The 26,010-nt window shown below is 71.7% G+C and carries 25 protein-coding genes; 12 read left to right on the top strand and 13 right to left on the bottom strand.

Translation table 11 applies throughout. The annotated features are described in order from the left end of the window. Window positions 1-35 precede the first annotated feature (35 nt). The gene (locus tag EDD30_RS36785; protein ID WP_071805368.1) at window positions 36-1,229 is read left to right on the top strand and encodes a metallophosphoesterase; all 1,194 of its coding nucleotides are present in this window, start codon (window positions 36-38) and stop codon (window positions 1,227-1,229) included. 58 nt (window positions 1,230-1,287) lie between these two features. On the opposite strand, the gene EDD30_RS36780 is transcribed toward EDD30_RS36785, so the two are convergent. Both EDD30_RS36780 and EDD30_RS36775 read right to left on the bottom strand, forming a co-directional pair. Beyond that, a complete protein-coding gene (locus EDD30_RS36780; protein WP_071805408.1) occupies window positions 1,288-1,863 on the bottom strand; it encodes an acetoacetate decarboxylase family protein in 576 nt (191 codons plus the stop codon). A gap of 10 nt (window positions 1,864-1,873) precedes the next feature. Then, a complete protein-coding gene (locus tag EDD30_RS36775) occupies window positions 1,874-2,302 on the bottom strand; it encodes an aminoglycoside phosphotransferase family protein (protein WP_244945532.1) in 429 nt (142 codons plus the stop codon). A 111-nt stretch (window positions 2,303-2,413) separates the two neighbouring features. On the opposite strand from EDD30_RS36775, the gene EDD30_RS36770 reads away from it, so the two are divergent. From EDD30_RS36770 to EDD30_RS36760, 3 genes are all read left to right on the top strand, one after another. Beyond that, entirely contained in the window at window positions 2,414-5,872 is a 3,459-nt protein-coding gene (locus EDD30_RS36770; protein WP_071805369.1) for an ATP-binding cassette domain-containing protein, read from the top strand. A 130-nt stretch (window positions 5,873-6,002) separates the two neighbouring features. Next, window positions 6,003-6,485, top strand: coding sequence for a DUF732 domain-containing protein (locus tag EDD30_RS36765; protein ID WP_071805370.1), 483 nt, complete (start codon window positions 6,003-6,005; stop codon window positions 6,483-6,485). Window positions 6,486-6,601: 116 nt separating this feature from the next. Next, on the top strand, window positions 6,602-6,889 hold the full coding sequence (locus tag EDD30_RS36760) for a peptidoglycan-binding protein (RefSeq protein ID WP_071805371.1): 288 nt from the start codon (window positions 6,602-6,604) through the stop codon (window positions 6,887-6,889). Between the two features lie 25 nt (window positions 6,890-6,914). Here EDD30_RS36760 and EDD30_RS36755 read toward each other — a convergent pair whose 3' ends face one another. Continuing rightward, window positions 6,915-7,868 (bottom strand): lytic polysaccharide monooxygenase, encoded by a 954-nt coding sequence (locus EDD30_RS36755; RefSeq protein WP_071805372.1) that lies wholly within the window; start codon window positions 7,866-7,868, stop codon window positions 6,915-6,917. Window positions 7,869-8,023: 155 nt separating this feature from the next. Here EDD30_RS36755 and EDD30_RS36750 point away from each other — a divergent pair, with 155 nt between their 5' ends. Beyond that, window positions 8,024-8,392, top strand: a complete 369-nt coding sequence (locus EDD30_RS36750) for an FKBP-type peptidyl-prolyl cis-trans isomerase (protein ID WP_071805373.1) — start codon at window positions 8,024-8,026, stop codon at window positions 8,390-8,392. Between the two features lie 120 nt (window positions 8,393-8,512). Here the strand turns inward: EDD30_RS36750 and EDD30_RS36745 are convergent, their stop codons facing one another. The 5 genes from EDD30_RS36745 to EDD30_RS36725 all read right to left on the bottom strand — a co-directional run bounded on the left by EDD30_RS36745 (window position 8,513) and on the right by EDD30_RS36725 (window position 13,081). Then, window positions 8,513-9,367, bottom strand: coding sequence for a hypothetical protein (locus EDD30_RS36745; RefSeq protein ID WP_244945531.1), 855 nt, complete (start codon window positions 9,365-9,367; stop codon window positions 8,513-8,515). Between the two features lie 133 nt (window positions 9,368-9,500). Next, entirely contained in the window at window positions 9,501-10,385 is an 885-nt protein-coding gene (locus EDD30_RS36740; RefSeq protein ID WP_071805378.1) for a carbohydrate ABC transporter permease, read from the bottom strand. Beyond that, window positions 10,382-11,341 (bottom strand): carbohydrate ABC transporter permease, encoded by a 960-nt coding sequence (locus tag EDD30_RS36735; RefSeq protein WP_071805380.1) that lies wholly within the window; start codon window positions 11,339-11,341, stop codon window positions 10,382-10,384. Before EDD30_RS36735 ends, EDD30_RS36740 begins: the two co-directional genes overlap by 4 nt. 9 nt (window positions 11,342-11,350) lie before the next feature. Further along, a complete protein-coding gene (locus EDD30_RS36730) occupies window positions 11,351-12,724 on the bottom strand; it encodes an ABC transporter substrate-binding protein (protein ID WP_071805381.1) in 1,374 nt (457 codons plus the stop codon). 147 nt (window positions 12,725-12,871) lie between these two features. Beyond that, window positions 12,872-13,081 (bottom strand): RNA-binding S4 domain-containing protein, encoded by a 210-nt coding sequence (locus EDD30_RS36725; protein ID WP_071805384.1) that lies wholly within the window; start codon window positions 13,079-13,081, stop codon window positions 12,872-12,874. Window positions 13,082-13,162: 81 nt separating this feature from the next. Here EDD30_RS36725 and EDD30_RS36720 point away from each other — a divergent pair, with 81 nt between their 5' ends. Further along, the gene (locus EDD30_RS36720; RefSeq protein ID WP_071805386.1) at window positions 13,163-13,981 is read left to right on the top strand and encodes a DUF1775 domain-containing protein; all 819 of its coding nucleotides are present in this window, start codon (window positions 13,163-13,165) and stop codon (window positions 13,979-13,981) included. 145 nt (window positions 13,982-14,126) lie between these two features. Here EDD30_RS36720 and EDD30_RS36715 read toward each other — a convergent pair whose 3' ends face one another. Continuing rightward, complete coding sequence (locus tag EDD30_RS36715) at window positions 14,127-15,068, bottom strand: exopolyphosphatase (protein ID WP_071805387.1); 942 nt, start codon at window positions 15,066-15,068, stop codon at window positions 14,127-14,129. 158 nt (window positions 15,069-15,226) lie between these two features. Here EDD30_RS36715 and zwf point away from each other — a divergent pair, with 158 nt between their 5' ends. Next, window positions 15,227-16,720 carry a glucose-6-phosphate dehydrogenase gene (gene zwf / locus EDD30_RS36710; RefSeq protein ID WP_071805389.1) on the top strand — a complete coding sequence of 498 codons (1,494 nt, stop codon included), beginning with the start codon at window positions 15,227-15,229 and terminating at the stop codon, window positions 16,718-16,720. Here the strand turns inward: zwf and EDD30_RS36705 are convergent. Next, window positions 16,717-17,196, bottom strand: a complete 480-nt coding sequence (locus EDD30_RS36705; protein ID WP_071805391.1) for a peroxiredoxin — start codon at window positions 17,194-17,196, stop codon at window positions 16,717-16,719. The genes zwf and EDD30_RS36705 overlap by 4 nt on opposite strands. Before the next feature lie 125 nt (window positions 17,197-17,321). Between EDD30_RS36705 and EDD30_RS36700 the strand changes: the two genes are divergently transcribed. From EDD30_RS36700 to EDD30_RS36685, 3 genes are all read left to right on the top strand, one after another. Beyond that, window positions 17,322-17,654: an STAS domain-containing protein gene (locus tag EDD30_RS36700; protein ID WP_071805393.1), complete on the top strand. Its 333-nt coding sequence runs from the start codon at window positions 17,322-17,324 to the stop codon at window positions 17,652-17,654. A gap of 559 nt (window positions 17,655-18,213) precedes the next feature. Beyond that, window positions 18,214-19,017, top strand: a complete 804-nt coding sequence (locus EDD30_RS36690) for a GntR family transcriptional regulator (protein WP_211277780.1) — start codon at window positions 18,214-18,216, stop codon at window positions 19,015-19,017. Further along, on the top strand, window positions 19,017-19,709 hold the full coding sequence (locus tag EDD30_RS36685; RefSeq protein ID WP_071805397.1) for a PP2C family protein-serine/threonine phosphatase: 693 nt from the start codon (window positions 19,017-19,019) through the stop codon (window positions 19,707-19,709). The genes EDD30_RS36690 and EDD30_RS36685 overlap by 1 nt, the downstream gene beginning before the upstream one ends. Window positions 19,710-19,841: 132 nt before the next feature. Here EDD30_RS36685 and EDD30_RS36680 read toward each other — a convergent pair whose 3' ends face one another. Beyond that, window positions 19,842-20,273 (bottom strand): hypothetical protein, encoded by a 432-nt coding sequence (locus tag EDD30_RS36680; protein WP_071805398.1) that lies wholly within the window; start codon window positions 20,271-20,273, stop codon window positions 19,842-19,844. Window positions 20,274-20,660: 387 nt separating this feature from the next. On the opposite strand from EDD30_RS36680, the gene EDD30_RS36675 reads away from it, so the two are divergent. Then, the gene (locus EDD30_RS36675; RefSeq protein WP_211277781.1) at window positions 20,661-21,173 is read left to right on the top strand and encodes an SRPBCC family protein; all 513 of its coding nucleotides are present in this window, start codon (window positions 20,661-20,663) and stop codon (window positions 21,171-21,173) included. Between the two features lie 49 nt (window positions 21,174-21,222). On the opposite strand, the gene EDD30_RS36670 is transcribed toward EDD30_RS36675, so the two are convergent. After that, the gene (locus EDD30_RS36670; protein WP_071805402.1) at window positions 21,223-23,169 is read right to left on the bottom strand and encodes a PPC domain-containing protein; all 1,947 of its coding nucleotides are present in this window, start codon (window positions 23,167-23,169) and stop codon (window positions 21,223-21,225) included. A 138-nt stretch (window positions 23,170-23,307) separates the two neighbouring features. Then, window positions 23,308-24,348, bottom strand: a complete 1,041-nt coding sequence (locus EDD30_RS36665) for an ROK family protein (RefSeq protein WP_244945530.1) — start codon at window positions 24,346-24,348, stop codon at window positions 23,308-23,310. Between the two features lie 115 nt (window positions 24,349-24,463). Between EDD30_RS36665 and EDD30_RS36660 the strand changes: the two genes are divergently transcribed. After that, on the top strand, window positions 24,464-26,008 hold the full coding sequence (locus tag EDD30_RS36660; RefSeq protein ID WP_084556390.1) for a DUF1800 domain-containing protein: 1,545 nt from the start codon (window positions 24,464-24,466) through the stop codon (window positions 26,006-26,008). The last annotated feature ends 2 nt before the right edge of the window (window positions 26,009-26,010 follow it).

Below are 26,010 nucleotides of genomic sequence, written 5' to 3'. Positions count from 1 at the left end.
CGCACCTGACGATCACACCGTGAGACGGAGCGTCCGTGAGCCAGCCAGCGTCGGTCGGAGAGGCCGTCGAGACCGAGCCGCGACGTCGGCGCGGCCGGGTCGTCCGCTTCGGCCTGATCGTCACCGCCGTCGTGCTGCTGCTCTTCGGCGTACCGTGGTGGACCCTGGTCTGGTCCGGCAACCGCTGGCCCGGCGCCGTCCTCGCCGCCGGCACGGCGCTCTTCGCGGTCCTGGCCGCCGCCTTCCCCGTGCTGATGTTCAGCGGCCACGGCCGCCACCACCGCGACGCCGCCGCGCGCCTCGCCGACACCCTCCTCGGCGTCGTGTGGGTGCTGTTCGTGTGGTCGCTGCTCGGCGGTGTGCTCCGCCTCGGGCTGGCCGTCGCGGGGGTCGCCGATCCGGTCCGCTCGCGGATCGTCACCGCGACGGTCGCGCTCATCGCGCTGGTCCTGCTGCTCTGGGGGTACGCCGAGGCGATGCGCGTCTCGCGGGTCCGCCGCGTCGAGGTGACGATTCCCCGCCTCGGCCCCGGGCTCGACGGCCTGCGCATCGTCCTGCTGACCGACACGCACTACGGACCCATCGACCGGGCTCGCTGGTCACGAGGCGTCGTCGACGTCGTCAACTCGCTGGAGCCGGACATCGTCGCGCACACCGGCGACATCGCCGACGGTGAGGTGGCACAGCGGCGCGAGCAGGCCGCCCCGCTCGGCGACGTCCGTGCCCGCCTGGCCCGGGTCTACGTCACCGGCAACCACGAGTACTTCAGCGGCGCCCAACGCTGGGTCGAGCACATGGCGTCACTGGGCTGGGAGGCGCTGCACAACCGGCACCTCGTCGTCTCCCGCGGCGGCAGCGACCTGATCGTCGCCGGGGTCGACGATCGCACGGCGGCGGGATCGGGCGTACCGGGGCACCACATGGACCACGAGGCCGCCCTGCGCGGCGCCGACCCGGACCTACCGGTCCTGCTCCTGGCCCACCAGCCCCAGCAGCTCGCCGGGGCGGTCGCGCACGGGGTGGACCTGCAGCTCTCCGGCCACACCCACGGCGGGCAGATCTGGCCGTTCCACTACCTCGTCCGGCTGGACCAGCCGGTCCTGCAGGGACTCAGCCGGCACGGCGAGCGCACGCAGCTCTACACGTCCCGGGGCACGGGCTTCTGGGGGCCGCCGTTCCGCATCTTCGCGCCGAGCGAGATCACCCTGCTCACCCTGCGCTCCGGCTGACCAGGCGCGCGCCGGGCCGGGTCTGCCCGGCGGCCTCCCGATCCGGGCATGGCGGCCGTCAGGCGCCGAAGCGCATGCGGAAGTCGGCCAGGGTCAGCGACACCAGGGGGCGGCGACCGGCCAGATAGGAGAGCGGGCTGCCGGGTTCGATCTGCCAGGTCATACGGGCCGGGCGCAGCGTCGCGCGGCCCTGGACCGGCGTGCGCACGAGCGCGCCGTCGCGGCCCTGCACGAGCGACAGCGGGGTGGGCCACCGGCCCGGTAGGCGGCGGCCCGGCGCGACCGTCGCGCGGGCGATCCCGGCCGCGGCCGCCGCGGGTGGCGCGATCGTCAGCTCCGCGAGGTCCTTCGGGATGGCCCAGAGAGCGCGGCCGCCCTCGCACGACTCGGGGCTGTCGACCCAGATGTTCATGATCGTGCTGCGCAGCGAGCGGTTCAGGACGGCGGCGAGCAGCTCGCGGTAGTGCAGCGTGCCGCCCGGCTCGTAGACGACCCACGCCGCGCCGACCAGGGCCCGGCCGGCGACGGTGAGCGGCCGGATGCCGGCCGGCAGCGCGGGCAGCTCCTTGCGGGGTACGGCGAAGACCGACACATGGAGTTGTCCGCGCAGATGCCACGGCGACGGTGGGTACATCAGCCGCACGCTACCCGCCGCTGATCGCGTCCGCCGCCGCCGGCATGTCGTCGCCGACGGGTTGCAGGCCGATGCCCACCGCCAGCAGTCCGGTCGACACGCGCTCGACGACGCCCCACTCCCAGATCGCCGTGACGTCGAGGCCGGTCCGGCCGGCGAGCAGGCGCGCGCGGTCCCACGGGTCGCCCGCCATCAGCTCCCGCGGGTCCTCGCGCATGAGCACGCCGAGGTCGTACTCCGCCTCGGCGAGCATGCCGTCCGGGTCCACGAGCTTCCATCCACCGCTCGCGCGCAGGGCGTTCCACTGGTGCACGTCGCCGTGGACCAGGACCGCACGACCGTCCCCGCTCAGCGCGGTGACCAGCGACGGCAGCCCGGCGAGCCAGTCATCCGCCCCCGCCGCCCGGGCCTTGGCGGCGACCACCGTCGGTATGTCCACGGCCGTGATGGTGGCACGGGCCACCGGGACGGGCCACGTAATTGCGTTGAGCCCTCCCGGCCCGCCCCGCAGGATGGGTGCACCGCTTCCCTCCTGCCTTGAGGATCTTCGATGCTCCTGCTTCGCGACTTATGGGGCGTTTCCCCCCGTCGCACCGCCTTCATCGCCGTCCTCATCGTGCTCGGGGCCGGCGGTCAGGCCGCCTCCCTGGGCCTGGCCGGCGCCGTCCTGGTGGACCGCTCGGAGCCGCTGTTCGCCGTGCTCGCGGCCGCCCTCGTGGTGTCGGTGCTCGGCGACGTCCTGGTCGGCCTGGTCGCCGCGCGGCTGACCGCCGACTGGGCCGCCGCCGCACGCCGGGGGCTGTGCCGGGTAGCCTTCGGCCAGGACGTGCCCACCCTGGAGAACACCCCGGTCGGCGAGCTGCTCGACCGCATCGACAGCGACGTCTACCAGGTCGGCGCCGAGCTGCGCGGCAGCGGCGTCCGGCTGGCCCAGTCGCTGGCCGTGGCCGCCCTGTCGATCGTCACCGCGTTCTTCGCCTGGTGGCCGGCCGCGGTCGCCATGATCCTCGTGTCGTTCCTGCTCGCGGCCGTCATGACCAAGCCGATCCAGCGCATCTCCCCCGCCCGCATCCACGAGGAGGAGGCCTGGTCCGATCTCGCCGCCGTGATGGAGGAGGCCATCCACGGCCAGGACGACGTCCGCACCAGCCTGGCCGCGCCGTACGTGCGCCGCCTCTACGCCCAGCGCGCCCGGGAGGTGCTCGAGCGCGGGCGCCGGGTGTGGCGGATGTCGGCGCGGGTCACGATGGGGGCCGGGGCGATCACCCGCACGCTCATCGCGGTCCTCGTCGTCGGCGGCGCCTGGGCGCTGGCCACCGGGCACATCGACGGCGCCCGGCTGACCGCCGTGTGGCTGCTGGCGCTGGGCTTCGGCGGCACGCTGGAGCACGTCACCCGGATGGTCCCGGAGCTGCAGAACGCGCTCGGTGCCTGGAGCCGGGTGCGGCTGCTGCGCGAGGTGCCCCAGGAGCCGGCCGGCGGCCTCCCTCCCGCCACCGGCGATCTCGTGGTCCGGGACCTGACCTTCCGGTACGGCGAGTCCGACTCCGCCCGTCCGCCCGCGCTGCGCGACATCAGCCTCGCATTCCAGCGGGGTCGCTCGTACGCGCTGATCGGGCGCACCGGATCCGGCAAGTCCACTTTGGCCAAGGTGCTGACCCGCGCCGTCGACGTCCCGCGCGGCACCGTCTTCCTCGGCGGTCACGACATCAACGACCTCGACGTCGAGGGTCTGCGCCGGTGGACGGCGATCGTTCCGCAGCGCACCGAGATCCTGGCCGGCACCCTGGCCGAGAACATCGCGCTGTTCGACGAGAAGCTGCTGCCCCAGGTGGCGGACGCCCTGGCGGAGCTCGGCCTGAGCGGGTGGGTGGACAGCCTGCCCGACGGCGTCGGCACCAAGCTCGGCGAGGGCGGCTACGTCCTGTCCGCCGGGCAGGAGCAGCTCGTCGCCTTTGCCCGCATCCTGGTCCGCGACCCGCACGTGGTGATCCTCGACGAGGCCACCGCCCGGATGGACCCGGTCACCGAGGCCTGGGTGCAGCGCGCCACCGACCGGCTGCTGAAGGACCGCATCGGCGTCATCGTGGCGCACCGGCTGTCGTCGGTCCGCCGCTGCGACGAGGTCGTGGTGCTGGCCGACGGCGAGGTGCTCGAGGCGGGTCCGCTCGCCGAGTCGCGCCGCTTCGCGGAGCTGCTGGCCACCTCCACCGTGGCGGCACCGGCCCGCAGCGGCGGCGGCGTCGTGCTCCTGGAACGCGACCCCGAGCCGGTCGGCACGGAGCTGGGCAACAACCTGCCCCTGGCCGACCCGCCGCCGCTGCCCGAGCCGCCGCCGGCCCGGACGATGCGCGAGATCTTCCGGCTGACCACCAACGACGCCCGGTACGGCCTGGGCGCCGTGGCGCTGTTCGTGGTCCTGATCCTGCTGGGCCTCGACGGCGCGATCCTGCCGCTGCTCTGGTCGCAGGTCGTCGACGGCGTCGGCGACCCGGTGTGGCCGGCGGTGGCGATCGCGGCCGCCCTGATCGTCGCCATCCCGACGCTGTACTACACCGGCGCCTGGTTCCCCGAGTGGTGGGTCCGGCAGATGCTGCGGATCAGCATGCGCCTGGTGCACGGGCAGATCGGGCCCCGCCGGATCAGCAAGCACACCCCGGCCGAGGTGGTGGCGCAGGGCGGCGACACCGAGCGCGTCGTCATGCTCGCCGACAACCTCATCGACACCGCCGTCAGCCTCGTCATGATCGTGGCGATGACGCTGGCGTCGGGGTCCTGGGTGCCCGCGCTGTTCTTCGCCGGGACGATGGTCGTCTCGGGGCTGGCGGCGACGCTGTTCGGGCCCCGGCTGGAGCGGGCGGCCCGGCGTACGGTCGCCGCCCGGGCCTCCTTCGCCACCGCCCTGGTGTCCTCGCTGTCGGCGGCGCGCACGGTGAAGCTGGCCGGTGCGACCGTGCCGGTCCTCGAGCATCTCGCCAGGCTCGACACCGCTCGCAGCGAACTGCAGCGCCGGGAGATCGCCATCCAGGTGTGGGCCCGGTCCACCCCGTCGGTGCTCAGCGGCCTGCTACCGATCGCCGCCTGGGCGATGTACCTGTCCGGCAGTCTGTCGGCGGCGGCCACGCTGATCGCGGTGGCGGTGCTCGGGGCGGCCCGCTGGTTCGCGTGGACCACGGCCTCGCTGGTGTCGCACTTCCCGTCGGCGCGGGTCTGGACCCGCCGGACGGCGGCCATGGCGGGTGAATCGGCGTACTCGTCGTCGGTGCCGGGGGTGGACATCGCCGCCGGCACGGCGGACGCTCCGCCGGTGGCGCCGCGCAACCCGCTGCGCCGGTTGGAGCTCGCCGGCTTCAGCGCGGTCCACGAGAACGGTACGGTCGGCGCCCAGGACATCGACCTGACCGTGGAACGCGGCGAGCTCGTGCTGGTCGTGGGCCCGGTGGGCTCCGGCAAGTCCTCGCTGCTGCGGGCGCTGGCCGGCATCGTGCACCACACCGGCACGCTGGCCTGGAACGGCCGGCCGGTGGACGAGCCGGAGACGTTCCTGCGCCCCAACCAGGTCGGCTACGTCGCCCAGTTGCCCCGCGTCCTGTCCGGCACGGTCGCCGACAACATCGCCCTCGGCCATCAGGTGGACGCCGCGGACGCGGTGACGACCGCCCAGCTCGAGCATGACTTGGCGGCGGCCGGCGGCGGCTTGCAACTGCTGATCGGCCACAAGGGCACCCGCCTGTCCGGCGGCCAGCTCCAGCGCCTGGCGCTGGCCCGGGCCCTGGCGCCGCGCACGGAGCTGCTGATCGCGGACGACGTGTCGTCGGCGCTGGACGTCACGACCGAGCTGGAGCTGTGGCGGGCGCTACGCGAGCACGGGATCACGGTGGTGGGCTCGACGTCGAAGCGGGCGGCGCTGTCGCGGGCGGACCGCGTGGTGGTGCTGATCGGCGGCCGCGCGGTGGCGCAGGGCACGTGGCGGGAGCTCGAGGACCGCTACGGCGACCTGGCGGGCTGAGACGACCCGGGTGTGTCCGCCGAACGTCCGGCGTTCACCCGTGCGGGTAGCGTGCCCGGCGGTCCGTCCCCCCGGCGCGCGTCGCCCGTTGAGCCTGCGGCAGCACAACAGGCGAGAACGGGGTGTACCGATGATGACGAAGTGGCTGGCCGCGACGGCGCTGCTGCTGGCGATGGGCGGATGCGGCGACGACGCCGCGGCGGAGCCGGCGACGGTGCCGGTCCCGGCGACCAGCAGCGGCGGCACGGCGTCGACCCGGACCATGGTGACCGAGAGCACGACGGCCGGAGCCCGGGCCGCCACGACCGCCGCGCCCCGCGCCCCGCAGACGCCCACGCAGGCACGGGCCGCCGCCGGCACCGGCGCCTTCGTCGAAGCCGTCCGCGACAAGCTCCCGCGGATCGCCCTCGACCACCGCGACGAGGAGATCGCCGCCATCGCCGAGCAGGCCTGCTCCTCGCTGGCCGGGGGCGACGATGCCGGCGCGATCGTCGCGGCCACCCGCGATCTGGCCGGTGCCGCGGCGACGGACCGAGCCACCGCCCGCCGGCTGGTCAAGCTGGCGATCGACACGGTCTGCCCGGACCAGGACCGCCGCGTCGACGAGTTCTAGCCCGGATCCGCCGAAAGTCATAGCGAGTGCACAGCAGGTCAGGACCACGGTCCGATGCCAGGCACAGGCAGCTCGCGGATTCTGGGAGACACCGCCGAGATCCCCAGGAGGAACGCATGTCGGCACGAGGAATGCTCAGCGTGGTCGGAACGGCCGTCGGCGGCCTGATCGGCTGGACCGGCGACCCGGCCCCCGCCGCCGACCCGGCCGCGGTCCGCGACCTGTTCGCCCAGCTCGGCCTGACGGTCGCCGCGGACGACGACGCCCTGACCACCGCCGTCCGCCGCTTCCAGGCCCGCGTAGGCCTCGACACCGACGGCGTGGCCGGCCCCCGCACGGTGCATCTGCTCGCCCGCTACGCCAAGGAAGCCCACGAACTACGCCGCTTGGAGTACGCCGCCTGACCGAGCCTTCGACCGTGCGCGAACGTCACCGGGGCCCGCTGTCCGGACCCGGGTCGTCGCGCCGGGTACGGGCCGCGCGCAGGCGCAGGAAGCCGGCGCCCGCCGCCACGCCCGTCATGACGATCAGCGCCGCGATGACGATCTGGTGGGCGGGCTTGACCTCGTCCTCGCTCTCGACAGCGGCCGGGCGCAGCCAGGATTCGCGGGCCGCCACCGGCGCCGCCGCGGACTTCTCGGTCTGGGCGTCCACCGGGGTGGCGACCGCGCCCGGCTCGGCCGAGCGAGTGACCTTCGGGGCGGGCTTCTTCGCCGCCTTCGCCGCCGGGGCCGCCTCCGTCGGCGCCGTGGCCTTCTGGATGACCAGGTCGGAGCACGAGTAGTAGGTGTCCGGCGTGCTCGAGGTTTCCCAGACCGTGTAGAGCACATGCCGGCCCGCGCGGTCCTCGGGCAGCCTCACGCTCATCCGGTATGCGCCGTCGCGCAGCGGTGGGTCAGTGATCTCCGCGAGCGGCGAACCCAGGTCGCCCCAGCCGAGCCGCTTCGCGGGGTCGTAGCCCCGGCCGGTCAGGTAGAGCCGGAAGGTGCCCCGGTGCGGGATCGTTCCGACGTACGCGACCTTCAGCGTGGCTCCCGCGGTGACCTTCGTGGCGGGCCAGTCGTCGCGGGGCAGGTCGAGGCCGCGGAAGTCGGGCAGGCCACCGCTGCAGAGGCGGCCGTCCGGGACGACCTGGCGGTCCCGGCCGCCGACACCGGGCACCCGCAGGTTGTCGAAGCGGCCGAACGGCAGGCCGTTGGCGTCGAGCGCCGCCCGGCACACCGCGGAGCCCGCCCGGTCGCCGCCGGAAGCGCAGGCGGCCGTACGGCTGACCGGCGAGGTCGGCGCGCCGTGCGCGAGGGCCGGCGCGGCCGGGAGCAGGGACGCGGCCGCAACGATCCCGCCGGCGACGGCGAGAGCCGCGGTGCGGCGGACGGAGCTCATGCGACCTCCCGGAGGTACCCGTGTGGGCGCCGGCGGCCCACGCGGAACAGTACGCAGGCCGGTCGCGGATCGTTCATCACGATGGGTGGCGCTGCGGATAAGTTCCCGCCGCTGTGGTTGCATGGCCGTGCAGGCAATTCGACACAGGAGGACACATGGAGAAGCCCGACGTCGGCCCCATCACCGGTGAGCCGCCCGCCGAGCTGGTCACGGAGGACCTCGTCGTCGGCGACGGCGACGAGGCCAAGCCCGGCCACCAGGTCAGCGTCCACTACGTGGGCGTCGCGTTCTCCTCGGGCAAGGAGTTCGACGCCTCCTACAACCGTGGTACGCCGTTCGAGTTCGGGCTCGGCGGGGGCCAGGTCATCGGCGGATGGGATCAGGGTGTGGCCGGCATGAAGGTCGGCGGCCGCCGCAAGCTGACCATTCCCCCGCATCTGGGGTACGGCGCGCGCGGCGCCGGCGGCGTGATCAAGCCGAACGAGACCCTCATCTTTGTGGTGGATCTGCTCGGCGTGCGCTGAGCCACGGACGGCAGGCCGTACGGGCCGGGACGGGTGTCGCCTGTCCCGGCCCGTTGCCGTCTTCCTCCACGGCGGGGCGGGGGGAAAGCTGCGAAGGCTCGAAGGGTTCGCCGATCGGGCTCATCGGGCCGCCTTCAGGTCGGCGCATCCGCTCTCCCCGGGCAGCAGCGGCCGGAAGGTGACGGCCCACCGGTTGCCGCCGGAGACCCACGGGGCGCCGGCCTTCGCGTTCTTCGCGGAGGCGAGGATCGCGTCGCGCTGCGCGCCGGTCGCGGTGACACAGCTGATCTTCTGCACCGTGGTGAGGGGCTCGCCGGGCAGCGCCGGGCCGGGCCACTGCATCTCCTTGGGCCGGGCGGGCAGGTCGTCGCCGGGCTCCACGTACGGCCGGACGACCGCGGCGAGGACCTCCGGCCGGTACGGCCGCGCCTCGGGGCCGGACGCGAGCTGCTCCGCCCGGTCGAGGAAGGCGCGCAGCTTCTCCCGGGCCTGTTTCTGGGCCGGGGTCAGCAAGGGGTCGTTCGCCTGCGCCTCGTGCAGCGCGTTCGCACCGACCGTACGCTCGCCGGCGTCGGTGACGACGGTGACCTCGGTGGTGCTCGCGTCGGCGACGCCGGGCTGGCCGAAGTCGGTGCCCTCGCGCACCCCGGCGGCCTCGGCCTCGCCGGTGAGCTGCTTCACCTGCTCCGGCGGGACCACCCGCTCCAGGACGTTGGGCAGTGCGGGGCCGGGGTAGTCCGCCGTCACCGGGCCGTCGAAGATCACCCTGCCGTCGGCGTACACGCTGAGGCCGGGCAGGCGTGCGGCGATCGCGTCGGGGCCGGCGAACCCGCCGGTCTGTGTGATCCGCAGGACGAGACCGCCGTCGCCGCCGGCCGGCGGCGCGGACGACGGTGAGCCGGCGCCGGGACCCGTACCGGGCTGGGCGCAGGCGCTGAGCAGGACCACCATGGCGGCGGCAGCGGCCGTGGGCAAACCGCGAAGTGTCGTCATAACCGTTCGGACGTACCCTCGCGGCGGCCGGTTCCACCAACTACCGCGGATTTGCGGAAATGCGGTGGCCGGCCCCGGGTCGCGGGGCCGGCCACCTCTCAGGGCGGGGCGGAGGCTATTTGACCGAGCCCAGGGACAGCCCCTGCACGAGCTTGTCCTGGGCGGTGAAGCCGGCGATGAGCACCGGCAGCGAGACCACGAACGCGGCCGCGCAGAGCTGGGCGAGGAAGAGACCCTGGCTGGTGACGAAGCTGGTCAGGAACACCGGGGCGGTCTCCGCGACGGTGGCGGTGAGGACCCGGGCGAAGAGCAGCTCGTTCCAGCTGAAGATGAAGCAGATCAACGCGGTCGCGGCGATGCCGGGCATGACCACGGGCGCGACGACCGAGCGCAGGGTCCTGGTCAGCCCGGCGCCGTCCATCGCGGCGGCCTCCAGCATCTCGACCGGCACCTCGGACAGGAACGAGCGCATCATCCAGACGGCGATGGGCAGGTTCATCGAGGTGTAGAAGACGATCAGCAGCCAGATGTTGTCGAGCAGGCCGGTGCTCTGCGCGAACAGGTAGAGCGGCAGCAGGCCCGCGACCACGGGGAGCATCTTGGTGGAGAGGAAGAAGAACAGGACGTCGGTCCACTTCTTCACCGGCTTGATGCTCAGGGCGTACGCCGCGGGGAACGACAGCAGCAGGACCAGGGCGGTCGACACGATGCTGGCGGTCAGCGAGTTGAGCAGCGGCGGCCACGGGCTCGCGCCGCCGGAGAAGAACTCGCGGTAGCCCTCCAGGGTCAGCGGGGCGAGCACGGACGGCGGGTTCGTGGCGGCGTCGGCCTCGCTGTGGAACGAGGTCAGCACCATCCAGACCACGGGCAGCACGAACAGGATGCCGACGGCCCAGGCGAGCAAGGTGAGCCAGACGCCCGCGCGCTCCTTGCGCTTGACGACCGGTGCGCCGCGTTCGTCGCGGGTGGCCGGGACCGGTGCGGTGTCGGTGATGCTCATCGGCCCGATTCCTCCCTGAACAGCGACGACACGGTACGCAACGCGAATGTCGCGATGAGAATCGTGCCGAGGACCACGACGACCGCCGCCGCGGAGGCCCGGCCGTAGTCGTGCGCCTGGTAGAAGATCTGGTAGATCGTGTACGGCAGGTTCGCCGTACCGAGGCCGCCGGACGTGATCGTGAAGACCGCGTCGAAGTTCTGCACGATGTAGATGGAGCCGAGCAGCGCGCCCAGCTCGAGGTACTGGCGCAGGTGCGGCAGGGTCATGCTGCGGAAGATCTGCCAGTTGCTCGCCCCGTCGATGCGGGCCGCCTCGATCACGTCGAGCGGGCGCCCCTGCAGACCGGCGAGCAGGATCAGCATCATGAACGGGGTCCACTGCCAGACCAGGGCGAAGATCACCGACCACAGCGGCCCGTTGGTGATCCAGTCGGGCTGCGGCGGGTTGTCCGAGCCGAACAGGCCCCAGATCCGGGTGAGGGCGCCGTTGAGCAGGCCGTACTCGGGGTTGTAGAGCGCGTGCTTCCACAGCAGAGCGGCGGCGACCGGCACCACCAGGAAGGGAGCGATCATCATCGTGCGCACCGCGCCGCGGCCGCGGAACCTGCGGTCCAGCAGCAGGGCGATGCCCAGGCCCAGCAGCAGGCTGATCAGCACGACACCGGCGGTGAGCAGGATGGTCGTCCAGACCGCGTCGCGCATGTTGACGTCGGTGAAGACCCGCTTGAAGTTGTCGAATCCGGCGAAGCCCACCTCGTCGGGGTAGTACGCGTTCCAGTCCATGAAGGAGATGACCAGCGTCGCGACGAACGGCAACTGGGTCACGACGATCATGAACACCAGGGCGGGCAGCAGGGGCGCCCGGCGGGCCCAGCCGGCGGCGCGGCGGGCGACGCCGGGCGGGCGCGGGGGCGTGCCGGGGCGAGCGGCGGTCTGTTCGGCGACGGACGTCATGACGACACCTCAGCCTTCCTCGCGCGACCGGTAGCGTTCGGCGACGTCCTCGGCGAGGCGCTGGCCGCGCTCCAGAGCCTCGTCGACGCTCATCCGGCCCGCGATGGCGGAGCTGACGTACTGCGAGACCTGGGTGCCGAGGTCGGTGAACTCCGGGATGTCGACGAACTGGATGCCGATCGCCGGGCGGGGCTGCACGCCGGGATTGCGCGGATCGGCGCTGGAGATGGCCTGCTCGGTCGGTGCGGCGAAGGCGGACGCCTCCTTCAGGTAGTCCGGGTTGGCATAGGTGGAGGCGCGTTTGCCGGCGGGCACCCGGGACCACCCGAGCTCGGCGCCGACGAGTTCCTCGTACTGCCGGCTGGACGCCCAGGAGATGAACTTCCAGGCGTTGTCCTTCTTCTCGCTGGCCTGCTGAATGCTCCAGGCCCAGGCGTAGAGCCAGCCGGAGCTGGCGGTCTTCAGCACGGGGGCGGCGACGTAGCCCATCTTGCCCTTGACCGGGGAGCCGGCGGCCTCGAGGGAGCCGGCGGCGCTGGTGGCGTCGTACCACATGGCGACGTTGCCCTGGATCAGGTTGTTGAGGCACTCGGTGAAGCCGGCCTGCGGTGCGCCGGTCTCGCCGTGCGCGCGGACCAGGTCCACGTAGAACTGGGTGGCCGCCCGGAACTCCGGGGCGTCGACGCGGGCGTTCCAGTCGGCGTCGAACCACGTACCCCCGAAGGTGTTGACGACCGTGGTGAGCGGGGCGAAGATCTGGCCCCAGCCGGGCTGGCCGCGCAGGCAGATCCCCGCCATGCCGGGCTGGACGCCGTCCACCCGGGCGGCGATGTCGGCGACCTGCTGCCACGTCGGCTTCGCGGGCATCGTGATGCCTTGCGCGTCCAGGACGTCCTTGCGGTACATCAGGAACGAGGACTCGCCGTAGAAGGGCTGACCGTAGAGTCTGCCGTCGTCAGCGGTCAGCGACTTCGCCATCGAGGGCAGGATGTCGGCCTGGTCGAACACGGTGTCGGCGGCCACGTACCCGTCGAGCGGCGCGATCCACTTCGACGTGGCGTAGATCGGGATCTCGAAGTTGCTCAGCGAGGCGACGTCGTACTGGCCGGCCTGGCTGGAGAACTCCTGGCTGATCTTGTCACGGACGTCGTTCTCCGGCAGCACCGTGAAGTTGACCGCGATGCCGGTCTGCCGGGTGAAGTTCTCCTCGGTCAGCCGCTGCAGATCGATCATCTGCGGGTTGTTGACCATCAGGACGTCGATGCTGTTCGCGCCCCCGGAGCCGGCGGTGGTGCCACCCCACCCCGCGCATCCCGCCAGGGCCACGGCGAGAAGGGCGGTGACGGTCCCGGACAGGGCCACGCGGACGCGTGCACGAGACATGGGGCCTCCCCGGCGAGGCGGACATCGAAACCGGCATCTGTGACGCCGGTGACACTCCGGACCCAGTAGATGCCTGAGATCGACACGATGTCAACAGCTCGTCACGCACCGCTGCATAAACGGACGTCGAAGCCTGTCCGGGTGTCCTCAGGCGACCACCCGCGCCGCCCGGTCGCCGACGGCGACGACGTCGCCGGGGTGCAACTGGCGGCCACGCCGGGTGTCCACCTCGCCGTTGACCGTCACGTCGCCCACCGCGATCAGCACCTTGGCCTCCCCACCGGTGTCGATGAGATCGGCCAGCTTGAGAAACTGTCCGAGTCTGATCATGTCGCCGCCGATCGCTACCTCACGCATGCGACCATCATGCGCCACGGCCGGAGAAGAAATTTCTCCGCGGTGTTGAACCATTCGCCTCGCTGAAACGAACTACCGGGCGTGAGTCGACTGGAGAAGCACCGCCGGGCGGGGGTCCTGGCCGCCGCCGTCGCCGCCGGCGTGCTCGGCGTCGCGGCGCCCGCGGCCGCCGGCGTGACGGTCAGCCCGCCCAGCGCACCGCAGGGCAGCGGGCAGAACGTCGCGTTCAAGGTCACGAACGCCGCGCGCAGCCCGATCACCAAGATAAAACTCGTGCTGCCGCGGGACATGCCGATCGCCGAGTTCTACGCCCTGTCGGCACCGGACTGGGCGCCGCAGTTGGAGTACCGGAAGCTGGACACGCCGCTGACCAGCATCCACGGCGGGTCGCCGGTCACCGAGGCCACCTCCGCGATCACCTGGACCGCCATGCCGGGCAAGGCCCTCGCCCCCGGAAAGTCCGCCGACCTCTCGGTCGCGATGGGCCCGCTGCCGACGACCGGCGACAAGATGAGCTTCACCCTGTCGCCCACGTACGCCGACCCGGCCAAGGGCGCCCCGATCCCGCCGGTCACGCTGGCGCTGACCCCGGCCACGGCAGGCGGTACGGCGGGCCACCCGGCGCACGGCACCACGCCCGGCGGGGGTACGAGCGCCGACGACGCGGCCATGTTCGCGGCCCTGGCCGAGGCGGCCGACGACGGCCCGGGCTTCTGGACGGTCGCGGGCTGGGTCGTCGCGGGTCTCCTCGCGGCCGCCGGCGCGGTCATGGTGCGGCGCGCGCGCCGCAGGCCCGCCCCGGACGCCGCGGACGAGGCCCCGGCCGGCGAGGCGAAGGAACTGGTTGCGACCGGGCCGCGGGTCACCGCCTGGAGCTACAAGGACGGCCCGGAGGAATAGAGGATGTCCCGCGCAGGTGGGCGCGGGCTGGTCGTGAAGACGCGCGTGGGGCGCTGACCACGACATGCGGGTGGGGTCCAGGGCAAGACCCACGACCTGCGTCCGGCGGGGTGGAGAGGTTCGGCTCTCCACCCCGCCAACATAGTCAGACCGAAACCGTACGGGGCGTCTTGAGGGCCTGGATGATCTCGTACTCGGCGCGCTCGGCGTCCTCGTGCTCGACCTGGCAGGTGCCCGCCGCGAGGTGACCGCCGCCACCCCACTGCAGCATCACCGAGCCGATGTCGACGGGCGAGGTGCGGTCGAGGATCGACTTGCCGCAGGCGAACACGGTGTTCTGCTTCTTGAAGCCCCAGATGATGTGCACGGAGACCCGTGCCTCGGGAAAGAGCGCGTACACCATGAAGCGGTTGCCCGCGAAGATGGTCTCCTCCTCCCGCAGATCCACGACGACGACGTCGCCGTCCACGCGGCTGACCCGCTTCAGTTGCTCGACGAACAACTCGGAGGAGTCGCGGTACATGTCGACCCGCTCGGCCACGTCCGGCATCTTGAGGATCTCCTCGATGCCCATCTGGATGCACGCGTCGATGAGCGTCCGCATGAGGTCGAAGTTCGCGACCCGGAACTCGCGGAAGCGGCCCAGCCCGGTGCGGCTGTCCATGATGAAGTTCAGCAGGGTCCAGCCGCTGGGATTCAGGATGTCGTCGATCGTGTAGTCGGCCGAGTCGGCCTGGTCGACGGCCCGCATGAGGTCGTCGGGGACCTCCGGGAAGCGCTCGGCGCCCCCGTAGTACTCGAAGATCACCCGGGCCGCGGACGGCGCGCTGGCGTTGATGATGTGGTTCGGCAGCTTGTCGACATTACGGAGCGTTTCCGAGTGGTGGTGGTCGAACACCAGATGAGCCTTGGGGTGGTACGGAAGATTGGTGAGAATGTCACGCTCAGTGATATCGGCCGTGCCGTCCTGGACGTCCTTGGGGTGCACGAACTTGATGTCGTCGATGTCGATGACGTTCATGAATTTGAGCAGCACGGCGCAGACCAGGCCGTCCATGTCGCTGCGGGTCACGAGCCGGTACTTCACGGGATCTCCCTCATGCGGATCGGCGGCTTAGGCCCTAGTTTGCCACTTTTGCGGGTGCCGGCCCGGGCGCATCGACGGACAGGTTTGATCCGGGGACTGGTCGCGCTGCGTAAAGTTCAGGCGGAAGCCCACGCACGCGGTCGGAGGATGACCAGACGATGGACAACGTTCCCCAGCTCGCACAGGACCGCAACGCACCGCCCGCCACACTGGTGATCTTCGGCGCGTCCGGCGATCTGACCCGCCGCAAGCTGCTGCCCGCCGTGGAGAGCCTGGCTCGGCACAACCGGCTGCCGGCGGAGTTCGCCCTCGTGGGCGTCGCCCGCACCCCGATGGAGGACCACCAGTTCGCGCAGAGCGCGCTGGGCGGCCGCAGCCTGGCGGACAAGCCGCAGCTTCAGGGCGGAATCAGGTACGTATCGGGCGGCTACGACGACGCGGAAACGTACAAGCGGCTCGCGGAGACCCTCGACGACCTCGACGCCACCCGCGGCACCGCCGGCAACCGCATCTTCTACCTCTCCACCCCCGCCGAGGCGTTCGAGCCGGTGATCAAGGGCCTGGCCGGCGCCGGGCTGAACCAGGCGGGCGACGGCAGCTTCTCCCGCCTGGTGATCGAGAAGCCGTACGGCAACAACCTGCGCACCGCCCGCGAGCTGGACGCCATCGTGCACGCCGCGTTCGACGAGCCCCAGGTCTTCCGCATCGACCACTACCTGGGCAAGGACACCGTCCAGAACGTGCTGGCGCTGCGCTTCGCCAACGCCATCTTCCAGCCCATCTGGAACCGCTCGTGGGTCGACCACGTGCAGATCACGGTCGCCGAGACGCTGGGCGTCGGCACCCGCGGCGGCTTCTACGAGCACGCCGGCGCCATGCGCGACATCGTGCAGAACCACGTGCTGCAGGTCCTCGCACTGGCGCTCATGGAGCCGCCGGCCTCGTTCAACGCCGAGGACCTGCGCAACGAGAAGGTCAAGCTGCTGCAGGCCATCCGGCTGCCGACCGACCGCGACATCGCCGAGCTGGCGGTCCGCGGCCAGTACACCCGCGGCGGCACCCGCGAGGACCTGATGGCCGGCTACCGCGACGAGGCCGGCGTCGATCCGCTGTCGCGCACCGAGACGTACGCGGCCATGCGGCTCAACGTCGACAACTGGCGGTGGGCGGGGGTGCCGTTCTACGTGCGGACCGGCAAGCGGCTGCCGGCCCGGCTCACCGAGGTGGCGCTGCAGTTCCAGCGGCCGCCGCACCTGCCGATCCCGGCCAACCAGCTCACCGACCTCGAGACCGACGCGCTGATCCTGCGGATCCAGCCCAACGAGGGCATCTCGCTGCGCTTCGGCGCCAAGGTCCCGGGCCACTCCTTCCGGGTGCGCACGGCCAGCATGGACTTCTCGTACGAGCAGACGTTCGCCGAGGAGTCCCCGGAGGCCTACGAGCGGCTCCTGCTCGACGCCCTGCTCGGCGACCCGACGCTGTTCATCCGCACCGACGAGGTCGAGCAGTGCTGGCGCATCGTCGACCCGATCATCGAGCACTGGGAGAACGACCCGTCGCCGATCCCCACCTACGAGGCGGCCTCTTGGGGCCCCACGGACGCCGACCGCCTCATCGGCCGCGGCGGCCGCAAATGGCGTAACGCCCGCTAAGCGACATCTCGCGCGGACCGGGCCCGAAGGACCTCCAGGGCCCGGTCACCGTGTGCGTTCATGTCCAGCTCGGAGTGGATGACGTCGAGCACCGTACGGTCGGTGTCGATCACGAAGGTCATGCGCTTGATGCTGAGCGGGCCCAACGGCAGCCGGCGCTTGACGCCGTAGGCGGCGGCGACCGCGCTGTCCGCGTCGGAGAGCAGCGGATAGTCGAAGTTGTGCAGGTCGGCGAACTGCTTCTGCTTGGCCACCGCGTCCCGGCTGATCCCGACACGCTGCACACCCGCCGCCGCGAACTCCGCGGCCAGATCGCGGAAGTTGCAGGCCTCGACCGTGCAGCCGCTGGTCATCGCGGCCGGGTAGAAGAACAGAACCACCGGTCCGGAGGCCAGCAACTCGCTCAGCCGCAGCGTGGTGCCATCCTGGTCGGGCAGCGCGAAGTCGGGCGCGAAGTCACCCTTGTCGATCGTCACGGCGTCAACGGTACGCGACTGAATTCGCCCATGCGGTACCGCTCGCCTAGGGTGGAGGTCACCACCGCCGTCGCCCGTCGACCCATGGCTGACCCGTGCCCGCCACCGACGAAAGTGACACCCCTATGCAGGTCTCGGTCGCGCACCACCCACCGAACACGGCCGTCCTCACCCTGCGCGGCTCGCTCGACATCGACACCGCGCCCGCCCTGAAGGCCAACCTGAGCCGCCTCGTGGAACGCCCCAGCCCTCACGTCGTCGTCGACCTGTCGGGCCTCGACTTCTGCGACTCCATGGGCGTCGGCGTGCTGGTCACGGCGCACGGCCGAGCCATGGAACGCGGCGGGTGGGTCCGGCTCGCCGCGCCCTCGGGCTTCCTGCGCCGGCTCCTCGACACCCTCGGCCTCACCGGCTACCTGTCCCTGCACACCGACGTCGAGACCGCCCTCAAGGACTGATTCTCCCCGCCGGGAGGAGCCGGAGGCAGAGACGGTGGCGGCCGTTCGCGAGACCAGCATGGGCAGGATCCGACGCTTCCCCGACCGCTGCCGTGCCCGGGCGGAGGTCCACATCCAGTACTGCCGGTGTTCCTCACCGCCACAAGGCAGGCGGCCCCAGCGTCGCCGGACCATCGACGACCGAGGCGTCGACCCATACGAGCCGTGCCCGCGTGCGGCCTGCCGCCGGGAACAGGCGAAGGAGCTTCGGCCCTCACCCGCATGCCACCACACACCGAGACGACCTCGGCGCGATCCTCGAACGCCAGACCCCACGCTGCGATCCGACCGTCCACATATTCCTTGTGTATCTGGACGATCGCGAACAGGCGAGGCGACTCGTGAACGACGAACGCTGCCAGCGCGGCCTCGAACTGATTCTCACGGTCGAACGTCGCTGCCATGTGGACGGCCCCCTGACGCCGTGTCGCTCCGGAGTTAGTCTTGGGACAATCTTTGGAGCTGCACTCCCGCCGGTCAAGGATTGTCCCAAGACAATCTGGCGAAAGGGAAAGTTGGCATGCCTATGCATTCGCGCTACCGCGACATAGCGGCCCGGATCCAGCAGCGCATCGAGGCCGGCGAGTGGAAGCCCGGTGCGCGGCTGCCCCGGCTCGACGACCTCGCCACCGAGTACGGCGCGAACCGGGACACTGTCGGTCGCGCGATCGCCCTGCTCGAGACCGAAGGGTTCGTCTGGGCTGTCCAGGGCCGGGGAATCTCCGTGCGCTACGGCACGATGCGCCCCAGGCGGCCGCGGGGCAACCTGGTCAAGCGGAACGCACAGGCGCTCGGATACTCGTTCCCGTCGGCGTCCGGCGCCGAGAAGTGGGTCCGGCACGGCGAGGCGGTCAGCGCTCCCGCTCCGTTGGACGATCCTCGCCTCGCCCGGCTGCTCGGCGTGGCTCCGGAAACCGAGGTGTTGCGCCGGGTCCGGGTCACCGGGCCCGCGTCGGAAGCCCCTTTCCAGATCGCGGTGAGCTGGATCGCGCCGCGTGTGGCCGGCGCCGTGACCGGCGTCTCCGCGGAGCCCGCAGCCGGCGACTGGCTTTACCGCATCGAGCGCGCCGGTCACTGGCCGATCTCCTGGACAGAGTTCCACCGCGCCCGGATGCCGTCCCTGGAAGAGGCGGACCTCCTGCAGATCCCGGTGAGCCTGCCGGTCCTGGAGATCGTCCGTCAAGGATTGTCCGGAACCGACGGCAAGCCCGTCGAGGTGACCGAGTACGTCATCGCCAGCGACCGGGTGGAGACCGTGCACGTCCTGCAGCGTGCAGGCGATGCCGTGGAATCGTGGCCCGAGAGGGAGGGCGATGCGTCATGATGACGGTGACCGCTGACGGGCGTACTCATGTGGGCCTTGTTCGCAAGCGGAACGAGGACGCCCACCTCGTCGGACGACACCTCCTCGCCGTAGCCGACGGGCTGGGCGGCCATGTGGCCGGCGACGTCGCGAGCAGCACGGCCATCGACGCCGTGCGGGCCTTCGATCGCCCGATCGCGCCGGCCGATCTGGCGGTCCATCTCGGACGCGCCGTGGCGGCGGCGAACGACGCCCTCTTGGAGGTGACGAGCGCTCGCCCCGAGTGCGCCGGGATGGGCACCACGCTCGTGGGACTCGCCTGGGCCGGCAACATCGCCATAGTGGTCAACATCGGCGATTCCCGCGCCTACCTTCTGCGCGGCGGTGAGCTGCGGCAGATCAGCGAGGACCATGTGTACGGCAACCTGGTGGGCGGTGCCGAGCGGGTGCCGGAACTGCCCGGGCGGCTTTCCCGGTTCCTGGATGGGCGCCGCGACGGGCGGTCCCCCGACCTGGTACCGCTCGTGGTTCTGCCCGGCGATCGGTTGCTGCTGTGTTCGGACGGGCTGAGCAATCCGGTGCCGGACGGCACGATCGCTGCGGCGCTCGGCCGGCCGGCGCGAGCGGGCGACGTGGCGGAGCGGCTTGTGGCGCTTGCGTTGGAACGGGGCGGGCCGGACAACGTCACGGTCGTGGTGGCCGACGTGGAGTGACGTGCTCGCGACGAACGTGATCGAGCCGAAGTGCGGCGGCGAGGTCTTTCGGCAGCAGGCCTTGCCGGCGACCGGGCCTCGGGCTGCGTGACAAGGCGTCCGAGGCCGGGTCGGCGGGTCAGTCGTTCATGGTCAGTCGGCGACCGGGGTGAAGGTGTCGCAGGAGGTGCCCCGCTCCGCCTTCTTCACGCTGGTGCCCTTGCAGAGGCGCACCTGCGGCTGGAAGCCGCCGAACAGCATGTTCGAGGTGGTGGTGTAGTTGGTCTTGCCCTTGCCGCAGAGCTGACCGAACGTGCGCCACTCGATGCCGTCGGCCGGGCCGTTGTAGGCGATCTGGACGACGCCGCACCGGTTGGCGGAGTTGACGGCCAGGGTGCCGCTGACGCGGATCGGCGGCACGGGCCGCTCCGGGATGCTCATCATGCGGTCGTACGTGCCGTACGCGCTGACGCTTCCGGTGGCGAGCTCGAACGTGTTGTCGGCGGCGGACGCGGGGCCGGCGAGGGCGCCGACGGCGATGCCGGCCATCGTGACGATGACGCAAGCGCGGGCGAGAGACTTCATTGTCGTTCCTTCGGGTAGCTCCGCCGATCGGGCGGAGTGTGGATGGTGCTCGGCACCGTCGGCGAACGTGCTCAGCGCAGACTCGTGGCCGGGCCGCGGGTCGACGCACCAGAAGGGACGCTCGCTGTGGGTTGTGCCCACCTGACGGTGCGTGCGAGATCCAATGTCATCGCGCCGATGCCGGTCAAGTCGGCGCAGGGACTGGGAGCAGCGTTCTCGGCACTCTCGGTAGACAATGTCCAGCTCACGGGCCGCGGACCGCCCCGAGTGGTCACTCGGAGCGTGAGATCATTCACTTTCAGTTGTCTCGCCGGGCACCCCAATGACCACAGTGGAGTAAAGTGCCGCCGCAAGGTCACCGATGAGAAGAGGTGCATCGTGCGGTACGTGGACGCTCCGTCGGTCGTCGATGCCGTCGTCGTGCCGGAGCCACCGGCTGCCGTCTGGGCGATCGTGTCCGACATCGCCCTGCCGACCCGGTTCAGCCGGGAACTGCAGAGCGTGCGGTGGCTGGACGGCGCGGAGGGGCCCACGGTCGGCGCGCGGTTCGAGGGGCACAACGAGCATGCGATGCTGGGACGCTGGCGCACGGTGTCGCAGGTGCTCGCCTGCGAGGAGCCGTCGTTGTTCTCCTGGGCGGTCCTCGACGCCGACGGCCGTTACGGCGCGCCCCAGGACGACCCGGCCCACGCCCTGGCCCGATGGTGGTTCGCGGTGCAGGAGCAGGGATCGGGCAGCCGGCTGGAGCACGGCGTACGGCTCGGCCCGTCGCGGTCGGGCCTGAGCCTGGCGATCGACCAGATGCCCGACCGGGAGGAAGAGGTCGTCGAGTTCCGGCTGTCGGAGCTCCGTGCCGCCATCGCCGCGACGCTGAAGGGCATCAAGGACTCTCTGGCGTGAGTGGGCCACCGCGAGTGCGGTGGCCCACCGGTCCTTCAGGGACGCTCGTTCAGCTGGTGACGCCGAAGACGATGCGGCCCAGCGTGTCCTCCGTGCCGATGAAGCCCTCGGCCGGGCTGAAGGCGTCGTGGCCGAAGTCGACGTCCGCGTCGTCCGCCGTGCCGCCGATGCCGTCCGGGCCGACGCCGAAGAGCACGTGGAAGTTGGCGCCGCCCGCGTCCATCAGGTTCGGGGAGGCGTCGGAATTGTCGGTGTGCCAGTTGCCGAAGAAGTGGCCCGCCTCGTGGGCGGTCACGTTGCCGATCGCCTGGCCGACGAAGGCGACCCGGTCGCTCGCGTCGGTCAGGTAGGTGTTCAGCGATGCCGGGCCGCCAGCCGGGTCGCTGAGCACGTCCTGCAGCACCAGAGCGGTCTCCTCGGTCTCGAAGTTGCCCGGGTCGATGCTCTGCGCGATGCCGATGGTGCCGATGCCGGACTCGGCGATGGTGCCGCCGATGATGACGCGGCTGACGTTCTTCTGGCCCCACGGGTCCGCGTGGTCCCGGCTGTTCAGGATCTTCAGCCTGAACCGGCTGTTGAGGCCGCTCGCGGCGAGGTCCGCCTTGAGGCTCTCGGTCGCGCTCGCGATGACGGCGTCGACGAGTGCGTTCTCCTGGGCCCGCGCGATGCCCCACTTGGCGACGAACGCCGAGAACGGGCTCAGCTCGACGTTGCCCGTGCCGCCGAAGACGCCGGTGTTGACCCGGGCGCCGTCGAAGTCGAGGAACAGCGTCTGGGTGGGCTTGTCGCCCTGCAGCGGCGGCCGGTACGCCTCCACCGTGATGTCGTAGCTGCCCTTGCCCTCGGCCACACCGAGGTAGTGCCAGCCCGCCTTGGTGGCGACGTAGTCGGTCACCGCGCGGCCGCCGCCGGGCAGCTTGCTGTCCATCGGATAGATGAACGTGACGTTCTGGCGGGAACCGTGCGCCTCGCGCGGGTCGGTGTCGTACACCGTGACGTACGCCGGCGCGCCCTTCACCGACGCGCCGAGCACGTCGCCGGGCTTGAGCTGCACGGCGAAGTAGTCGGTGTCCGCCGAGGTCGCCGAGATGGTCACCGCGTACGGCCCCTCGCTCGCCCCGCCGTCGCCGCTGGCCGGGTTGAACGGGTCGGCCGGCAGGCCGCTGTACGCCGCCACGATCACGTAGTAGGCGCCGGCGGACGGCACGCTGTACGTGAGGAAGCTGTCGAAGCCGTCCGCGTCGTCGTTCGACGCGACGATGGTGCCGTCCGGGGTGTACACGGCGACCAGCGTGTCGAGATCACCCGTGGGGGTGTCGGTGTCGACGGTGATGGTCTGCCCGGCGGTCGCCGTCAGCTTGTAGAAGTCGAAGTCGTTGGTGCCGGTGCCGGCGGAGCCGTGCGGGCCGTCGCCGATCTGGGCCTCGGTGATGACGGCCGTGGTGCCGGCACCGATGCCGGTGTCGCCCGCGAGCGGGATGGCGCCGTCGTCCTCCGGGGTGGCCGCGCGGGCGGCCGGAAGGGCCGACTGGGGGTCGAGCGAGCCGAGGATCCGGATCGCCGAGTTCTGCCGGGAGCCGGTCCCGAAGGTCTGGATGAGCTGCGCGGTCGTCGGGCTCTCGTTGGAGCCGTACGTGCCGTCGGGCTCGTCCTCGTCGACCACGACGGCCGCGGCGGCCTTCGCCTCGGCCGAGGGCGCACCCTGCGCCTTGAGCCGGGCCGCGGCCTTGGCGGACGCCTGCTTCTTCAGGTACGCCGCCCAGCCGCTGTAGTCCACCTTGGACGCGTCCGGCGGCAGGGACAGGAACGGGTTGGGCCCGGTCGGCTTGGCGCCCGGGGCGGCCTTCGGCGCCACCGGGATGCCGGCGGCCAGCGAGGCCTGATCGGCGGGGCTGAGCCCCGGTTCGGACGGTTGCGGAGCTGCTTGGACCACGCCCGGCAGGAGTGTGGCGAGCCCGAGCACGAGGGCTCCGACGGTCGCGATGCTTCGTCGCATCAGGTATCCCCCTTCAGCGCGTCCGGGCCCCAGCCTCGGACGGCATCCAGGACGCTACTGAAGGTGGCGGTCGATATCCAGGTATGTCGATGGCCCTTAATACCTGTGGCGGTGCGCGCCCGGGTCCACTACGGACGGTCAGCCGGAGACGGTTTCCAGGGCCGCGACGGCCGCGCCCCGGGCGCCCGCCATGTCGAGGTCGGGCACCAGGGCGAAGGTCGCCGCCTCCTGCTGCTCTCGGCGCAACTGGGTGTGCTCGCGCACGGTGTTGAGGAACCACTGCCGGAAGTGCGGCGCGGCTTCCACCACTCCCCCGCCGAGGAAGTACGCGGCCGGGTCGGTGAAGTTCGCCGCGATCGTGAACAGCTTGCCGATGGCCCGGGCCTGCTGCGCAAAGACGGCCAGCGCCAGCGGGTCCTCCTTCTCGCCGTACCCGCGCAGCATCTTGGCCGCGGAGCCGATCGGTTCCGCGGCGAGCGGGTGGTCAGGGAACCTGGTGAACCAGTACGGCAGCAGGTTCTTGGCGATGCCGGTGAGCGAGGCGATGCTCTCCACGTCGCCTTCGAAGCCGCAGTTGCAGACCGGCACCGGCTGGCCCTCCTCCAGCACGCCGTGCAGCGGGATCTGCACGTGGCCGAGCTCGCCGGCCATGCCGGCCGCGCCGCTGATCACCTTGCCGCCCTCCACCACGCCACCGCCGAGCCCGGTGCCGACGATCGCAGCCACCGAGGAGCGGCGTGCGGCGTCGGCGCCGAAGTGCCGGTGGTGGGCGTAGAGCGCGGCCGCGTTGGCGTCGTTGTGGTAGATCACCGGCAGGCCGATGCGCGCCTGCAGGGCGCCGCGGATGTCGAAGCCGTGCCAGGAGACCTGGGAGAAGTTCGTCGAACCCTTGGAGGAGATCACACCGTCGGCGCTGGCGGGCCCCGGGGTGTCCAGGCCGACCGCGCGCACCAGGCTCAGCGGCGTGCTGGTCATGGCGAGGATGCCGGTGAAGGCCTCCGCGAGCGCCTCGACGGCCGACTCGGGACCGTCCTGGACCCGGCTCGGGTTCTCCACGAGCCGGTCGACGAGGAACTGGCCCGTCGCGTCCAGCACCGTGGCGTTGTTGCACGTTCCACCGTTGTCGAGACCCACCACGACCCAGGAGGCCGGGGTCCGCACCGCATCGATCTGATCCACGGATCCGAGCGTACGTCCCGGAGAGCGCTCCAGCGACGGGTGCACGCGGATTGCGCGAGGTGAGCATCCGGTTGCCGCGGCGACGGCGAGCGCCGCACCCGTCGAACTGCCCGGTATGCAGACGACGCCTCAGCCGACCCGCCGTGCCGTCCTGGGCGGTGCCGCGGCCGTGGCCGTGGCCGCCGCCGGGGCCTTGGCCCTCGACGCGGCGCTGGCCGTGCCCGCCGCCGCCGCGCCGGCCGCCGCGACCGACCTCGTCTCCGCCGACCCGATCGCGCATCTGCTGCGCCGCGCGACGTTCGGACCCACCCCGGCCGCCCTGGCCGAGGCCACCCGACTGGGCGTCGCCGGCTGGCTCGACCGCCAGCTCGACCCCGCGAGGATCGCCGACGGCGAGCTGGACGCGCTGCTCACCCGCCTGCCGCTGGCCGGCGCGAGCATCGCGACCGTGCGCGCGAAGCTGCCGAAGCACTCGTACGAGGCGTTCGGCCAGCTCGGCCGCGCCGCGGTGGCCCGGGCGATCTGGAGCAACCGGCAGCTCTTCGAGACCACCGCCATGTTCTGGGCGAACCACCTGCACGTCGCCGCGCCCTCCAGCGGTGTCTGGGACAGCCGCGCCGACTACGACGCGTCGGTGATCCGCGCGTTCACCTTCGGGCGCTTCGCCGACATGCTCAAGGCGTCGGCCCGGCACCCGTCGATGCTGACGTACCTGGACAACCGCAGCTCGACCAGGAAGCAGCCGAACGAGAACTACGCCCGCGAGCTGATGGAGCTGCACACCGTCGGCATGATCTACAGCGAGGCGGACGTCAAGGCCGCGGCGCGGCTGCTCACCGGCCTGAGCATCGACGCGAACGGTGAGTACGCCTACAGCGCGGCGAAGCACGCCACCGGCGCGGTGTCGATCCTCGGCTTCCAGCACGCGAACGCCACCGCCGAGGGCGGCGAGGCGGCCGCGCTCGCCTTCCTCGACCACCTGGCCCACCACCCGGCGACCGCCGAGCGGATCGCCACCAAGCTGTGCCTGCGCTTCGTCGCCGACGAGGCCCCGGCGTCGCTGGTCACCCGGCTCGCCCGGGTCTACCTCGACCACGGTACGGCGATCGCCCCGGTGCTGAGGGCGCTGTTCACCTCCGCCGAGTTCGCCGCGTCGGTGGGCCGCAAGGTCCGCACGCCGTTCGAGGACCTCGCCGCGACGGTCCGCGCGCTGGGCCTGGGCCCGGAGACCTCGGGCGTCGCCGGACTGGACGCGCTCTACAACAGCCTCGTCAACGCCGGCAACGCCCCGTTCCGCTGGGCCCCGCCGAACGGCTTCCCGGACGTGGCTTCCGCGTGGGCGTCACCCTCGGCGTTCCTCATGCGCTGCAACAGCCACCTGAACCTCGCCGCCGGCTGGTACCCCAAGCAGCTCACCCGCCCCACGAACATGCTGAAGGCGCTGGTGCCCGTCCTGCCCCCGACGTACGGCGGCCTGGTCGACGCGCTCGCCGTGCGGCTGGTCGGCACCGAACTTCCCGCCGCCCACACCGCCGCCGTGCTCAGTGTCGCGGGCAAGGTGCCGACCAGTCCTCTGACCAGCACGGACAAGGCGGTGGCCGGAAGTCTGCCGTACCTGATCGCCCTCGTCCTCGACTCGCCGTCCTTCCAACTGAGGTGACC

The organism is Couchioplanes caeruleus (assembly GCF_003751945.1).
GTDB classification, from domain to species: Bacteria; Actinomycetota; Actinomycetes; order Mycobacteriales; family Micromonosporaceae; genus Actinoplanes; species Actinoplanes caeruleus.
This window is presented reverse-complemented; position numbering and strand designations above follow the sequence as displayed.

Coding starts and splice junctions, on each gene's coding strand:
- EDD30_RS36690 (WP_211277780.1), top strand. CDS start 18,214: ATGCCTATGCATTCGCGCTACCGCGACATAGCGGCCCGGATCCAGCAG.
- zwf (WP_071805389.1), top strand. CDS start 15,227: ATGGACAACGTTCCCCAGCTCGCACAGGACCGCAACGCACCGCCCGCC.
- EDD30_RS36670 (WP_071805402.1), bottom strand. CDS start 23,169: ATGCGACGAAGCATCGCGACCGTCGGAGCCCTCGTGCTCGGGCTCGCC.
- EDD30_RS36735 (WP_071805380.1), bottom strand. CDS start 11,341: ATGACGTCCGTCGCCGAACAGACCGCCGCTCGCCCCGGCACGCCCCCG.
- EDD30_RS36760 (WP_071805371.1), top strand. CDS start 6,602: ATGTCGGCACGAGGAATGCTCAGCGTGGTCGGAACGGCCGTCGGCGGC.
- EDD30_RS36750 (WP_071805373.1), top strand. CDS start 8,024: ATGGAGAAGCCCGACGTCGGCCCCATCACCGGTGAGCCGCCCGCCGAG.
- EDD30_RS36770 (WP_071805369.1), top strand. CDS start 2,414: ATGCTCCTGCTTCGCGACTTATGGGGCGTTTCCCCCCGTCGCACCGCC.
- EDD30_RS36725 (WP_071805384.1), bottom strand. CDS start 13,081: ATGCGTGAGGTAGCGATCGGCGGCGACATGATCAGACTCGGACAGTTT.
- EDD30_RS36700 (WP_071805393.1), top strand. CDS start 17,322: ATGCAGGTCTCGGTCGCGCACCACCCACCGAACACGGCCGTCCTCACC.
- EDD30_RS36780 (WP_071805408.1), bottom strand. CDS start 1,863: ATGTACCCACCGTCGCCGTGGCATCTGCGCGGACAACTCCATGTGTCG.
- EDD30_RS36765 (WP_071805370.1), top strand. CDS start 6,003: ATGATGACGAAGTGGCTGGCCGCGACGGCGCTGCTGCTGGCGATGGGC.
- EDD30_RS36680 (WP_071805398.1), bottom strand. CDS start 20,273: ATGAAGTCTCTCGCCCGCGCTTGCGTCATCGTCACGATGGCCGGCATC.
- EDD30_RS36730 (WP_071805381.1), bottom strand. CDS start 12,724: ATGTCTCGTGCACGCGTCCGCGTGGCCCTGTCCGGGACCGTCACCGCC.
- EDD30_RS36660 (WP_084556390.1), top strand. CDS start 24,464: ATGCAGACGACGCCTCAGCCGACCCGCCGTGCCGTCCTGGGCGGTGCC.
- EDD30_RS36755 (WP_071805372.1), bottom strand. CDS start 7,868: ATGAGCTCCGTCCGCCGCACCGCGGCTCTCGCCGTCGCCGGCGGGATC.
- EDD30_RS36685 (WP_071805397.1), top strand. CDS start 19,017: ATGACGGTGACCGCTGACGGGCGTACTCATGTGGGCCTTGTTCGCAAG.
- EDD30_RS36740 (WP_071805378.1), bottom strand. CDS start 10,385: ATGAGCATCACCGACACCGCACCGGTCCCGGCCACCCGCGACGAACGC.